The following is a 13,630-nucleotide window of genomic DNA, read 5'->3' as shown; positions in this document are numbered from 1 at the left end:
AATGACCGATCACAAAAAACGCCTGAGTTTTTGGCAAATCTGGAACATGAGTTTTGGATTTCTGGGAATTCAGTTTGGATTTGCCCTGCAGGGAGGCTTTATGTCCCGAATCTTTCAAACACTCGGTGCGGATAAGGATACCATTCCCTTCCTCTGGATTGCCGCCCCTTTGACCGGACTTTTGGTTCAGCCGATTGTTGGGTATTTGAGCGACCGCACTTGGCATCCCAAATTTGGAAGAAGAAAGCCTTTCTTCTTTATCGGGGCCGTATTGAGCACCATAGCTTTGTTCTTTGCCCCCTACTCTTCTGCACTTTGGATGGCCGCAGGAGCCCTCTGGATTTTGGATGCTTCCATTAATATTTCGATGGAGCCCTTCAGAGCCTTGGTGGCAGATAAGCTACCTGACTCACAGCGTTCGTATGGCTTCGTAGTGCAAACTCTGATCATCGGGATCGGAACTTGGGTCGCCTCCAATTTACCTTGGCTTATGACCCAATTAGGCGTGCCCAATACAGCAGCTGCAGGAGTAGTTCCCGACTCGGTCAAGTACGCCTTTGGAATAGGAGCTTTGGTTTTGTTCACCTCCATTCTCTATACCATTTTGACTACAGAGGAATATCCACCGGAGGATTTGGAGGAGTTTGAAAAAGAAAAAGCGGCCAACCAAGGGATCCTTCATGGATTCAAGGAGATTTTCAGCAATATCTCCAGCATGCCCAAGGTAATGAAGCAGCTGGGATTGGTACAGTTTTTTTCTTGGTTTGCCTTTTTTACGATGTGGAGTTTTGCTACGCCTGCTATCACTGAGCATGTTTTTGGGGCAACAGATACCAGTTCGGCGGCCTACAATGATGCTGCAGACAGTGTCGGAAATTATTTGGGCACCTATGGTTTAGTATCCATGTTTTATGCTCTGATTTTGGCATTTGTCGCTTCCAAAGTAAAAATCAACAGACGTCTTCTTCACTTGCTCAGCCTTATTGCCGGTGGATGTGGATTCATTCTGATTTATTTTATTCAAGAGCCTTGGATGCTGCACATTTGTTTCTCTTTGGTGGGTATCGCCTGGGCAAGTATTCTATCCATGCCCTACGCTATGCTTTCCAGCTCAGTCAATCCCAAGAAAATGGGAGTTTACATGGGAATATTCAACATGTTCATTGTAATTCCCCAAATTGTAGCAGCATTGGGAGGGGTAAATTTCCTTTATAAGCTGATATTTGGAGAGGCTGTAATCAACACGATGCTTTTGGCAGGAACTCTGCTCATTTTGGCGGGGTTGAGCAACCTATTCATTACCGACCCGAAAGCAACACACGATTAAGTAATTTTAGCGAATTGTATTTTCCAAAAGCCAGTTTTTCGAGACTGGCTTTTTACATTTACTCCATGAAGACATACCGAATAGTCGGGGTACCCGAGCATTTCAATTTTCCTTTTCGACTATTGGCTCAAAGACAACCTTTGAAGTCAGAGGGTATTACCATTGAATGGACCGAAGAATCCAAAGGGTCTGGGCAGATGAGTAAATACCTTCGGGAAGGAGAAGTGGAAATGGCGATTTTGCTCACTGAGAGCTTCTTCAAGGAAGTGCAAGATGGCAATCCTATCCTTATGGCAGGGTTTCATGTCCTCAGTCCTTTGGTATGGGGCATCCATGTCAAACCTGACTTGGAGGCTGAATCTATTTCCGAAATCCATAACCCTCATTTTTTGGTGAGCAGAATGGGTTCTGGGTCTCACTTGATGGCCAAAGTGCTCGCTGAAAGTGCAAAATGGGATTCAAAAAGCCTGACCTTTGAGCAGATCGGAAATATGGACGGGGCCAAAGAAGCTTTTTCTAAAGGGAATGAGGGAATGTTTCTTTGGGAAAAATATACTACAGCCCCCGAGGTAAAAAAGCATGCCATGAAGCGAATGGGTGAGGTTAAAAGCCCCTGGCCCTGTTTTGTCATGGTAGTTTCCAAAAAGAGTTTGGATGAATTCCCCGGCATCGCTCAAAAAGTAAGAGATGGGATTTATAGTCTTATTAGGGAAGTTTTAGCCATGGAAAAAGTAAGCCAAGTCCTTTCTGAAGAATATCATTTGGATCAGAATGATGTGGATTCTTGGTTAGTCCAGACTGAATGGTGCCAAAAACCAGAAATAAGCCAATCCCAAATGGAATCCATTCAAGATAGATTAGTCCATTTTGACATTCTGGATAAAAAAATTCCTCTAGGCGAGTTTCTTCTTGGTGACGGAATCAGTCTCCGGAGATAATGGGGCCAAAGGCAGTTTGATACATACTTTCGTTCCATGTCCCAATTGGCTTTCGATGGATATTTCTCCATTGTTTCTCTTCACAAATTCCTTGACCAATTGAAGCCCTAGTCCTGACCCTTTTTCTTTTAAAGTACCGGGTTGAGATTTGGTCAAGATATAATTTTCTGAGAGCAGTTTTTCAAGTTGTTTCTTTTCCATACCTACGCCTTGATCAAGAATAAAAAGGCTAACCCAACCCTTATCTTTCTCTGTGTAGATGGTAATGGCATCTCCGGGATTTGAAAACTTGACGGCGTTGTTGATAATATTTCGGATCGAAACTTCCATTGACTCTGGTTCTCCAAAGACAAAAATATTGGAACCCGTCTGATTGAAAATGACCAGGTTTTTCTTCTTGATAGAATGCTGCAAAAGTGCTAGTACATTTTCAATGACCTTGCTCAAATCAAATTGGACAGAATTGATCTCGAAGCCCTCCATCTGGGCAACAGACCATTTTAGCGTGTTATTTAGTGTGAAATCTACTGTGTCTATATCATTTTTCAGATATTCCAGAAGCTCCATAAACTCATCCTGATCCAATTGTTCTTTCAACATCAAATCCATAACGGACTTGACCTGTCCAATCGGCCCTTTTAAATCATGGCCGAGGATAGAAAAAAGCTTATTCTTAGTTTCATTGATTTCAATCAGTTCCTTGGATTTAGACTCCAGCTCTAAATTTTGGGATTCAGATTTTTGCTGCTGAACTAATAAATCAGCGTGAGTTTTTTTCAGATTACGGTTAAGAACAAACATCCAAATTCCCAAAAGAAGAATCATCAAGGAAGCGATCCCTCCAATCAACATGTATCTATTATTGGCTTGAATTCTATACTTCTGACTTTCGTTTTGAGCCTTCAAAAGTTCGACTTGCTTGTTAGCCAAATCTTGGTCAAACATCCCCTGCATCAAAGCTAGTCTATCCTTACTTGCCTTGCTTTGCAGAGAGTCACTCAAAGTTTGGTAAGAAGAAAGATGGAAAAAGGCTTGATTGATATTCCCTTGAGACTTGTAGACCTCAGCCAAATATTTATGGCTCTTCGTCAATTCGTCCAAAAACTGGTTTTCCTCGCAAAAATCCACCGCATAATTCAGCAGTTCCTCCGCCTTACGGATTTCCCCATTCAAAAAATAAGCATTGCCTAATCGATGCAAAACTCCAGCTTCAAAGGATTTGACTTGTTGAGCTCTGGCCATTTCCAATGAAGTCTCATAGATGGTAGTTGCTGTGTCATATTGACCTTTTGCAAGAAATACATCTCCAATGACCCGATTGGCAAATGACAGCAAGTAGGGACTTCCAGCGCTTTCGTTGATCGCTATGGATTGGTTGGCATAGTACAAGGCTGAATCCTGCCGGCCACTTTGAGTAAAATTTAATGCAATATTATTCAGACTTCTGATCTGTGTGCTGATATCCCCTGCCTCAAGAGCCAATTCAAACCCTTTCCGAAACTGCTCAATAGCCTTGTCATAGTTTTGTTGCTCGTAGTAAAGCGCCCCAAGATTGTTCATAATTCGGGCTGCCTGCAGCTTATCTTCTGCTAAAAGTGCAAACTCGTAGGCCTTTGTAGAATTGTCAAAGGACTTTTGCCACTGCCCTCTCCTGTAGTAAATCCAGCCCAGATTCTCCAAAGCCCTGCTTTTGGCTGAATAATCATCATTCAAGCTAGCCAATGAGTCTGCTTCTAATGAATATTGAATCGCCAAATCCTGCTCCGATTCTCTTAACTGTGTCGCGTTGGCATTAAGAAAATCATACCGTTCCTTGCCTTTCAATTGCGCAAGTATAGATTCCCTGTCCCCACTTTGCGCACAAATGGACGCACTGAAGAAGGTCAGAACTGATAGAAAACAAAAGAAAACAAACTTCACAGAGGGGGGTAGAGACTTTTGCTGTCGCAAAATAGAAAGTTTCGGGTAAAATATACCCATGAGAAAGAAATGGCCTTTAGAAATTGGAGTTAAAATTGACTCCAGTCCCAATCCTTATTGATCTGAGAGATAGCATGATAGGCCGTCAAATCGTATTGGCATGGCACAATCGAGATGTAATTATTAGCAATGGCCCATTCGTCATTGTCTTCTCCCTTGTCGAAATTCACAAAATTGCCAGCCATCCAGAAATACTTTCTACCGGTTGGGTCAAATCGCTCAGAAAATTCCTCTTGCCATTTTGCATCAGCCTGCCTGCAAAGTTTGATCCCTTTGATTGGTTCATTTCTTTTTGGGGGAAAATTCACATTCAATGCCACACCTTTGGCTATTCCCTTTTCCAAAACTTGTCTTGCGATCTTTTCAACCCATTCTTCCACATGGGAAAAATCTGCCTTGGAAGAAAAATCACAGAGACTGAATCCTATAGAAGGATATCCCTCAAGTGCGCCTTCTATGGCTGCGGACATGGTTCCGGAATAAAGAACAGAAATAGACGTATTGGAACCGTGATTGATTCCACTCACTACCAAATCAGGGCTGCGGTCTTTCAAGACATAGTGCTTGGCCAATTTGACACAATCAGCCGGAGTACCGCTTGACTTGTAGGCCAAAACATCTTCAAAAATCTCCTCTTCGTACAATCTGAGCGTTTCTCCAATAGTGATGGCATGACCCATCCCTGACTGAGGACTATCCGGGGCAACTACAACGACGTCACCCAGTTTTTTCATTACTGAAACAAGCACACGGATCCCTTTCGAAGTGATCCCATCGTCATTGGAGACGAGTATAAGAGGTCTTGACATGAGTTTAATTCTGCAATTCGTTGTAATAGGCGGTAATTCTAAGCAAATCTCCGCGCTTGTCATGCTCTAGTCTGTTTTTTCGCATGAAAAGATTGATTTCATCATCATAGCCAGGTAGCATGGTAAATAAATCCTTCTTTTTCAGACTGTAGCGTTGGATTTGACCATTTTTCAAAAAATAGTAATTGAAAGCCAATCGGTAACCGGTCATCATAGGAGGTCCCCAAAAAGGGTTCATGGTCATAGGGCCCCAATTGTTCATCCCGCGATTATCGGTGGCAATGTATTCTCTGCAGAGTAAGGCGATGTTGTCTCCCTGCGTTAGCAACTCAAAGAAAATTGGCGTTTCGTATTCCCCATTTAAGGCATAGGGCAGGCTGTAAAACTTTCTGATTCCCCCATATACCTCATCATAAATTTCAAAATTGGAAACATTGGAAGCTGTGAAAGTACTTACCGCATCGGTTTGTAATTGTACCACGTTGTTATCCAAGTCATATTTGATCAAACCTGAATAACCTTGTCCGTCAGCTAAAAAAATGTTTCCCTTATGCCATATTTGAGACGGAAATTGATTTTGAGAGATCGCTTCACCGGATATGATGAACAAAAGCAATAATCCTGTAAGTGCCTTTTTCATACTATTATTCATTTGTAAGGGTAAACGTGTCAAAAAGGAATCAAGTTTCCCAGTCTGTTTCTTTGACGAATTTAAGAGAGCCTCCGTTACTTCATTTTAGGATGTTATGCCCTAATTTATCTCTTTTTGTTTTCAAATACTTTTCATTGTGAGGATTGGGCTTGATTTCAATTGGAACCTGCTCCACGATTTCCAATCCATACCCAATCAATCCCACCCTTTTTTGTGGGTTGTTGGAAATGAGTCGAATCTTACTGATTCCCAAGTCTCTCAAGATCTGAGCTCCAACTCCATAATCTCTGCTATCCATAGGGAAACCAAGGGCTAAGTTGGCCTGCACGGTATCCATGCCTTGCTCTTGAAGCTTATAGGCTTTCAGCTTGTTGATCAAACCGATGCCTCTTCCCTCCTGATTCATATAAAGAACCACTCCTTTGCCCTCTTCTTCCACTTGCTTCATCGCTGCATGGAGTTGTGGACCACAATCACATCGGCAAGAGCCAAATATATCTCCTGTGGCACAGGAAGAATGCACTCTAACTAAGACCGGCTCATCCTTTTCCCAAGTGCCCTTGATCAGAGCCATATGGATCTCATCCGTATTGGTTTGCTTGAAGGCAATCAAATCAAAATTTCCCCAAGCGGTAGGCATTTCTACACCGATTTCGCGCTTGATCAGCGACTCATGCTTTAGGCGATAGGCAATCAGGTCCTTGATGGAAACCAATTTAAGATTGAATCGCTTGGCCACTTCGATCAAATCAGGAAGTCTAGCCATGGATCCATCTTCGTTCATGATCTCTACCAAAACTCCTGCTGGAGCACATCCCGCCAAGCGAGCCAAATCAATAGCTGCTTCGGTATGTCCAGCTCGCCGGAGTACTCCTCCTCTTTTTGCCTTCAGGGGAAAAATATGTCCCGGCTTACCCAATTCACTCGGGTGGATAGAATTGTCGATCAAGGCGCGGATTGTCTTAGAACGATCAGAAGCGGAAATTCCTGTGGTACAACCGTGCCCAATCAAATCCACTGATACAGTAAATGGAGTCTCAAAAGCCGCAGTGTTATTTCCAACCATCAATTCCAGCCCCAATTGCTCACATCGGTCTTCAATCAGAGGGGCACAAATCAAACCACGGCCATGGGTAGCCATGAAATTGATGATTTCAGGGGTGACTTTCTCGGCAGCGCAGACGAAATCGCCTTCATTTTCCCGATCTTCATCATCCACTACAATGATTACCTCCCCGTTTTTGATGGCTTCGATTGCGTCTTCTATGGGGTCTAGTTGGAAGTTTTCCACTGGGTATTGGATTAAATTTTGAATAGTCAAAGGTAAAGCCTTTTCGTCCTTAAAACCGAAGCTAACCAAAGAAAGTTTGGTTTAGCCAATGACTATCCCCAATTCCCGGTCAATTTCAAACTGAACCTTTTTCAACTCCATGAAAACCTGAAGCAATTCCTGGATCTTTTCTATTTCCACACCGGATTCCTCACCTTCTTTGATTTTGGATTTAGCTTCTTCCAGCATTTTTTTCACCAGTCTTCTTTTGAGCCTGAGCACATTTTTGAAGGCGGTAGAGGCCAAATCATCAGATTCCGTAGTGATAAATATCTGAAATCGCTCGTGCCAGTGGGTGCTGATTTCATGCCGAGGGGTAATCAGGTCTATGACTTCCTTTTTCATCTCCTCATCGGGATGACTGGTAAAAAACTCGATCCCCGGCACTTGTTGCTTTGCTAAGGTTTTTCGGAATTCAGCCAGAATTTTTTGGTAGAGAGGAGTTTGAAAATCAATCCCTTCTGTCTCCGAAAGCAAGTAGGCGGAAAGGTTGGTTCCTTCCTCGTCTCCGAGTTTTTCTACTCCATAAAAAAGCAACAAACGAATCGTCTCTCGCTCCTGTAGGCTGAGCAAATCATCCACAGAAAGCGCCTGTTCCTTGGTAGGAATCAGCTCTTCCAATTTTTCCTCAGCCTCTTTTTCCTCTTTGGTCTTTTGGTAGAGTTCTTTTTGATGCTTGATTAAAGATTTGTTGAGCTCGGCAAAAATGATCTCTTCATCAATTTGCAAAAGTCCAGACGCTTCTTTGGCATAAACCGACCGGATGATGGGGTCCGGGATCTTACCAATACTCTGAACAACCTCGCGGATCACTTCTGCTTTGCGAATCGGGTCTTTGGCAATTTCATCCTTGTAGAGCCCTATTTTGAATCCGATAAAGTCCCTGCTATTCTCCTTCAAATAGTCCTGAAACTGCTGAGAGCCCACTTTCCGGGAGTAACTGTCCGGGTCCTCTCCTTCCGGAAAAACAACAGCTTTGACATTCAACCCACCCTCAAGCAATAAATCAATGCCTCGAAGGGAAGCCTTAATGCCTGCCGCATCTCCATCATAAAGCACCGTAACATGACTCGTAAACCGACGAATGAGCTTGATCTGACCGTCAGTAAGAGAGGTCCCCGAGGAAGCGACCACATTCTCAATACCCGAAAGGTGCATGGAGATGACATCGGTGTAGCCTTCGACCAAGTAGCAATTGTCCTGGTCTCGAATCGCTTTTTTGGCCTGAAAAATCCCATAAAGCACATCGCTTTTGTGATAAACAGGGGTCTCCGGGGAGTTGATGTATTTGGGTTGGTTTTTGTCTTTGGTGAGAATCCTTGCACCAAAAGCGATAGGCTTTCCGCTGATGTTGTGAATCGTAAAGGTCACACGTCCTCTGAAGCGGTCATAAAGCCGGCTCGGATCGCCTTCCTTTTGCAAAATCAATCCAGCTTTAAGCAGAATTTCTTCCTGAAAACCAGCCTTTTTTGCCTCACTGAGCAAATGATCCCAACCATTTAATGCGTAACCCAGATCAAATTTTTCGATGATCTGAGGTGTAAAACCTCTCTCTTTGAAGTAGCTGAGTCCGATAGACCTTCCTTCTTCAGATTGGAGGTTTTTGACAAAAAAGTCCTTCGCAAAATTCATGGCAATCAGGAGACTTTCTCTCTCGGTATGCTCTTGGTTTTGCTCAGGAGTCAGCTTCTCATCTTCCTCAACGGCAACCCCATACTTTCCTGCCAAATGCCGGATCGCCTCCTGAAATCCAATGCCCTCGATATCCATGACAAATTGGATTGGATCCCCGGCTTTTCCACATCCAAAGCATTTATAAATCTGCTTGGCGGGTGAAATAGAAAAAGAAGGGGTCTTTTCTCCATGAAAAGGACAGCAAGCCCAAAGATTCTGCCCTTTCTTTTTCAGCTGCACATAATCTCCCACCACTTCTTCGATATCGACGCGGTCTTTGACTAAATCTGTGGTGTGTTTGCTGATCATGAAAAAGGGGGATTCTATAAATTTAAAGGAATGCAAGACATTCAGCGGTGAAATTTAAGAACTATTCCTCGCCTTAGGTAGTTTGTCAGGTAATGTTTGCCCAGGTTTTTCAAAGCGGCTTTCTTGCTTTACCTTGCGGCACCAATTTGACTATTACATGCAATTGACCGAAGACGCAATAAAGAAAACGCTCTCAAGGGTAGAAGATCCGGATCTGAAAAGAGATTTGGTCTCCTTGGGAATGATTCAAAAGATCCATATCGAAGGAAAGAAAGTAAGCTTTCACGTAGTATTGACTACCCCTGCCTGTCCTCTTAAAGAAGTCATCAAAAACAACTGCATTGAAGCACTGGAAGAGGATTTTGGAAAGGATTGGGAATGGGATCTCTTTATGACCTCCCAAGTTACCACCGTGAGAGATGCCACTCCTATTTTACCTCAAGTAAAAAACATCATCGCTGTAGCTTCAGGAAAAGGAGGTGTGGGTAAATCCACCACGGCAGTCAACTTGGCTGTAGCCCTTGCCCAAACCGGTGCCAAAGTTGGTCTCATCGACGCAGATATATCCGGACCATCTGTCCCTACGATGTTCAATGTTGAGGGCGAACAACCCTCAGTGAAAAAAGTCGGAGATAAAAATATCATCGTACCGATCAGCCAATATGGAGTGAAGCTGATGTCTATTGGATTTCTGACTCCTACCGACAGTGCTGTAGTATGGAGAGGCCCAATGGCAAGTTCTGCTTTGAGGCAGTTTATTTCCGATGTGGAATGGGGTGCACTGGATTATTTATTGATTGATCTTCCTCCCGGGACCTCGGATATTCATCTCACCATGGTACAAACTGTACCCGTCACCGGAGCAGTGATTGTCACTACCCCACAGAAAGTCGCTCTAGCTGATGCCAATAAGGGAATTTCGATGTTCAAGCAGCCTCAAATTAATGTTCCCGTTTTAGGTGTTATTGAAAATATGGCTTATTTTACGCCGGAAGAATTGCCAGACAATAAATACTATCTGTTTGGCAAAGAAGGAGGAAAAAAGCTAGCCGAAAAATACAACGCTCCGTTTTTAGGTGAAATACCTATTGTACAGAGTATTCGGGAGAGTGGAGATACGGGATACCCGGCCGTATTGAAAAAAGGCCCCACTCAAACTGCATATATGGAATTGGCAGAGTCCGTTGCAAGACAAATTGCCATCCGTAATGCGTCAATTGAAAAAACATCCGTAGTAGAAGTAAAAGCATAACAATAAATGGAAACCGGACTTAGAGAAAAAATAGAATTTGCCTTGGATACAATCAGACCTTATCTGGAGGCAGATGGCGGTAATGTAAGAATAGTGGAGCTGACAGATGATCTGGTTTTGAAAATCGAAATGACCGGGAACTGTGGTTCTTGTCCGATGTCTTCCATGACGCTGAAAGCTGGAGTGGAAGAAGCCATAAAAAGAGCTATTCCTGAAATCACACGGGTAGAAGCTGTCAACCTTACCATTGCCTGATTAAAATATTCTGAATGAAAAAAGGCTTTCAGCTTCTGCGCATTGCATCATTTTTCCTTTTTGGTTTTTTGATGGCCAATTCCTCCTTTAGCCAAAAATTTGAGCTCAAGGCTATCGATTCTTTTCCTACCTCAAACGCCCAAGCACATACCCATTCAGAAAAATGCGGCCATGGCATCCTGGAAAGGCAATTGGAAAAGGACATGGGCTATTTCGGAAGCAAAGAATTTTTGGAGCAATGGTTTGAGCAGAAAATTACTGAAAGAAGGAATACACCTCAGGTATTTAGAATTCAGGAAGAGATCAGAACCATCCCTGTGGTGGTCCATGTAATTCATAACGGAACGGAAATAGGAGACGGGACAAACATACCCGATGAGCAGATATTCGAGCAGATCCGAATTCTAAATGAGGACTTCAGACGTTTAAATGCAGATGCCAATAGAACTCCTTTAGAATTCAGGCCGGTTGCAGCTGATTCCAAAATTGAGTTTGTACTGGCCAAGCAGGACCCAAATGGATTGCCAACCACCGGAATCGTCCGATTGCAAGGCCCTCAATCAACCTACAATCCCAACGATGCCACACTCATCGGTCAGCTTAGTCAGTGGAATCCTGAAGAATACATGAATATATGGGTGGTGCCCTTGGTATCTCCTTTTATCGGCTATGCCTCTTTTCCCATTTCTGACCTTCCTGGTCTTAACTTTCCGCCAACCTCCGCACTGACTGATGGAGTTACCATAGATTATCGGTTTTTTGGAATCGGAGGAAGTGCCATTTCTTTTTCCAGAGGTCGAACCGCCACTCATGAAGTGGGGCATTATTTCGGCCTAAGGCATATTTGGGGCGATGGAGGCTGTGGAGTGGATGATTTTGTATCTGATACACCTGAGCAAGACAACTCAAACAACATATGCAATGATAATCCCAGCCGGATTTCCTGTGGAACCAATGACATGATCCAAAACTACATGGACTATACGCCTGATGCCTGTATGAACCTATTTACCTTAGGTCAGGTAGAGCGATTCAATGTAGTACTGGCAAACAGTCCTCGAAGAGTAACTCTAGTTAACAACAGAGCCACTATAGAACCGGAACTCGCTTCTTTGGATTTGGCTATTCTGAAAGTGATCGAGCCAAATGTAGCCATCTGTGATTTGAATGTGGAGCCAAGATTGGAAATCGCCAATGCAGGTCAAAATCCGATCACTTCGGCAAGAATTGAAGTAAAAAGAAACGGTACTCTTTTAGAAAGCAGAGTTTTTTCACTCAATCTTCAAACCAGTGAAACCGCTATTGTTTCGTTCAATTCCATCTCTGTACCAGCTTCAGGGACAAATTTGTTTGAGTTTGAAATCAAGCAAGTAAATGGTCAGCAAGACGGAAATCCTTCTAATAATACAGCTAGCAGCAATCCTGTGATTCAAGGTGAGATTGATCTTCCCTACGCCTTCAACATCTCCTCCTTCCCGGGAGATTGGATTGTAACCAACCCTGATGAGTCCTTTACTTGGACTAAAATTAATGTGACGCTCTCCGGATCAACTGAAGAAGTCCTTTTCGTCAGAAATTATGAATATGATGCGACTGGTCAGTTGGACTTTTTTACTTCTCCTACCATCGATTTGAGAAAATACCCCAATGCACAATTGGTGTTTGAAGTCGCCCATGCACCTTACAATCAGGCAGGATTTCAGGATGAACTGATTGTGGCCATTTCATCGGATTGCGGAGACAACTATGACTTTGTCAATTCCAATTACAGAAAATCAGGAATAAGGCTTCAGACCTCAACGCCTACTTTGGACGAATTCACTCCTACTTCTTCAAATAGTTTCCGAACGGAGGTTGTAAATCTTGCCAAATACAGAGATTTAGAAAAAGTGAGGGTAGGTATTATCAACAGGAATTCTTTCGGAAACAATATCTACATCCGAAATATCCGGATTTTGCCTCAGGAAGAATTCAAATACGAAGTTCAGATTTCTGATGTGATTTCACCAAGCCCGATTAATAACGGAGAAACTGAAAGCGAGGAAATCCTTGTTAAAAACACCGGTAATCTTCCAGTTTCCGGATTTGTATTCAGCAGAAGTACCAATTCAGGAGGAGCACAGAATTTCATTGCCTCAGGTACCACGCTTGTCCCTGATCAGGAAATTATTCTGGAACTCAACAACTCCTCTACACCGGGTCAAAACAGATTACAATATCAGCTCAGAGAGCCAAACTTTGATCAGAATGCTGAGAATTACCCGCTATTTGTGCGGTTCAATCAGAATAATTCCGCCCGTCAGGAAGTGCCTTGGAGACAAAACTTTAATGTAAGTACGGAATTGTCGCCTTGGGTCACTATTAATCCGGAAAGCGGAAATACAGCTTGGAGAGTCAGTGCCGTGTCAGGCGGATCAGGTTCTAATAATTTGACAGTTCTCGAGAATGGAAGTAGAGGTCTCAGTTATTGGTTGGGTACTCCGATCTTTGATCTTTCTATTAGTCAACAAGCCAGTTTGTTCTTTGATTTAGCAGCCGGGCAGATCGATCCCAATACCACTTTGAGCGTCTTTGCAAGTGATAATGGAGGGGTAACTTATTCCCAAGTCTGGCAAGAACGCGGAGCGGACCTATCTACAGTTGACGTGGGTGCTGCGAATCCCAATTCCCCGGGTGATTTCCAGAGAAAATATGTCAATCTCACAGATTTTGCAGGTAGCGGCAAAAACAATGTCCGAGTAGCTTTTGCCCTGAATGTAGAGGGTGATAATGACACTCCTGTCTATCTTGACAACATGGAACTCTTCTTAAGTGCCAATCCTGACCCGGTGATTCCCGGTGAAGGCAGCAGTGTACTCTATCCAAACCCAGCTACAGACTACTTCAATGTTGCGTTTAATTTGCCAAGAAGGGAATCTGTGAGGATCACCATAATTTCTGCAACAGGCAGTGTGATCCAAGATATTTCCTATCCAGCTACTCTGAACCAAACCTACACTTTCTCCAGAGAGCTTTTTGCGCCAGGTTTATACATCCTTAGAATTAACTCTGATTCTCTACAGGAAATCAAAAGGTTAGTCATTAATTAAAGTTAAAAGCCGAAG

The 13,630-nt window shown here is 43.2% G+C and carries 10 protein-coding genes; 5 read left to right on the top strand and 5 right to left on the bottom strand.

What is annotated here, in order from left to right:
* Window position 1 precedes the first annotated feature (1 nt).
* Both AAA938_RS04225 and AAA938_RS04220 read left to right on the top strand, forming a co-directional pair.
* On the top strand, window positions 2–1,327 hold the full coding sequence (locus tag AAA938_RS04225; RefSeq protein ID WP_338227393.1) for an MFS transporter: 1,326 nt from the start codon (window positions 2–4) through the stop codon (window positions 1,325–1,327).
* 65 nt (window positions 1,328–1,392) lie between these two features.
* Window positions 1,393–2,265: a type 2 periplasmic-binding domain-containing protein gene (locus tag AAA938_RS04220; protein ID WP_338227392.1), complete on the top strand. Its 873-nt coding sequence runs from the start codon at window positions 1,393–1,395 to the stop codon at window positions 2,263–2,265.
* On the opposite strand, the gene AAA938_RS04215 is transcribed toward AAA938_RS04220, so the two are convergent.
* The 5 genes from AAA938_RS04215 to dnaG form a co-directional block, all read right to left on the bottom strand.
* Window positions 2,221–4,089 carry an ATP-binding protein gene (locus tag AAA938_RS04215; protein WP_338227391.1) on the bottom strand — a complete coding sequence of 623 codons (1,869 nt, stop codon included), beginning with the start codon at window positions 4,087–4,089 and terminating at the stop codon, window positions 2,221–2,223. The two genes, AAA938_RS04220 and AAA938_RS04215, sit on opposite strands and share 45 nt — an antisense overlap.
* A 185-nt stretch (window positions 4,090–4,274) precedes the next feature.
* Window positions 4,275–5,054, bottom strand: coding sequence for a 5'/3'-nucleotidase SurE (gene surE / locus AAA938_RS04210; RefSeq protein ID WP_338227390.1), 780 nt, complete (start codon window positions 5,052–5,054; stop codon window positions 4,275–4,277).
* A gap of 4 nt (window positions 5,055–5,058) precedes the next feature.
* Window positions 5,059–5,694, bottom strand: coding sequence for a hypothetical protein (locus AAA938_RS04205; RefSeq protein ID WP_338227389.1), 636 nt, complete (start codon window positions 5,692–5,694; stop codon window positions 5,059–5,061).
* 91 nt (window positions 5,695–5,785) lie between these two features.
* On the bottom strand, window positions 5,786–6,997 hold the full coding sequence (locus AAA938_RS04200) for a bifunctional 3,4-dihydroxy-2-butanone-4-phosphate synthase/GTP cyclohydrolase II (RefSeq protein WP_338227388.1): 1,212 nt from the start codon (window positions 6,995–6,997) through the stop codon (window positions 5,786–5,788).
* Between the two features lie 81 nt (window positions 6,998–7,078).
* Window positions 7,079–9,019: a DNA primase gene (dnaG, locus tag AAA938_RS04195; RefSeq protein ID WP_338227387.1), complete on the bottom strand. Its 1,941-nt coding sequence runs from the start codon at window positions 9,017–9,019 to the stop codon at window positions 7,079–7,081.
* A 157-nt stretch (window positions 9,020–9,176) separates the two neighbouring features.
* On the opposite strand from dnaG, the gene AAA938_RS04190 reads away from it, so the two are divergent.
* Genes AAA938_RS04190 through AAA938_RS04180 form a run of 3 tightly spaced genes read left to right on the top strand, consistent with a single transcriptional unit; the run spans window position 9,177 to window position 13,615 of the window.
* Window positions 9,177–10,271, top strand: coding sequence for an Mrp/NBP35 family ATP-binding protein (locus AAA938_RS04190; RefSeq protein WP_338227386.1), 1,095 nt, complete (start codon window positions 9,177–9,179; stop codon window positions 10,269–10,271).
* Between the two features lie 6 nt (window positions 10,272–10,277).
* A complete protein-coding gene (locus AAA938_RS04185) occupies window positions 10,278–10,526 on the top strand; it encodes a NifU family protein (RefSeq protein ID WP_338227385.1) in 249 nt (82 codons plus the stop codon).
* A 14-nt stretch (window positions 10,527–10,540) separates the two neighbouring features.
* On the top strand, window positions 10,541–13,615 hold the full coding sequence (locus AAA938_RS04180; RefSeq protein ID WP_338227384.1) for a T9SS-dependent choice-of-anchor J family protein: 3,075 nt from the start codon (window positions 10,541–10,543) through the stop codon (window positions 13,613–13,615).
* The last annotated feature ends 15 nt before the right edge of the window (window positions 13,616–13,630 follow it).

Source organism: Algoriphagus taiwanensis (assembly GCF_036245645.1).
GTDB lineage: Bacteria > Bacteroidota > Bacteroidia > Cytophagales > Cyclobacteriaceae > Algoriphagus > Algoriphagus taiwanensis.
This window is presented reverse-complemented; position numbering and strand designations above follow the sequence as displayed.

Bases quoted from the DNA above. Each gene is read 5' to 3' on its own strand.
- AAA938_RS04185 (WP_338227385.1), top strand. From the start codon at position 10,278: ATGGAAACCGGACTTAGAGAAAAAATAGAATTTGCCTTGGATACAATC.
- surE (WP_338227390.1), bottom strand. From the start codon at position 5,054: ATGTCAAGACCTCTTATACTCGTCTCCAATGACGATGGGATCACTTCG.
- dnaG (WP_338227387.1), bottom strand. From the start codon at position 9,019: ATGATCAGCAAACACACCACAGATTTAGTCAAAGACCGCGTCGATATC.
- AAA938_RS04205 (WP_338227389.1), bottom strand. From the start codon at position 5,694: ATGAAAAAGGCACTTACAGGATTATTGCTTTTGTTCATCATATCCGGT.
- AAA938_RS04225 (WP_338227393.1), top strand. From the start codon at position 2: ATGACCGATCACAAAAAACGCCTGAGTTTTTGGCAAATCTGGAACATG.
- AAA938_RS04190 (WP_338227386.1), top strand. From the start codon at position 9,177: ATGCAATTGACCGAAGACGCAATAAAGAAAACGCTCTCAAGGGTAGAA.
- AAA938_RS04220 (WP_338227392.1), top strand. From the start codon at position 1,393: ATGAAGACATACCGAATAGTCGGGGTACCCGAGCATTTCAATTTTCCT.
- AAA938_RS04180 (WP_338227384.1), top strand. From the start codon at position 10,541: ATGAAAAAAGGCTTTCAGCTTCTGCGCATTGCATCATTTTTCCTTTTT.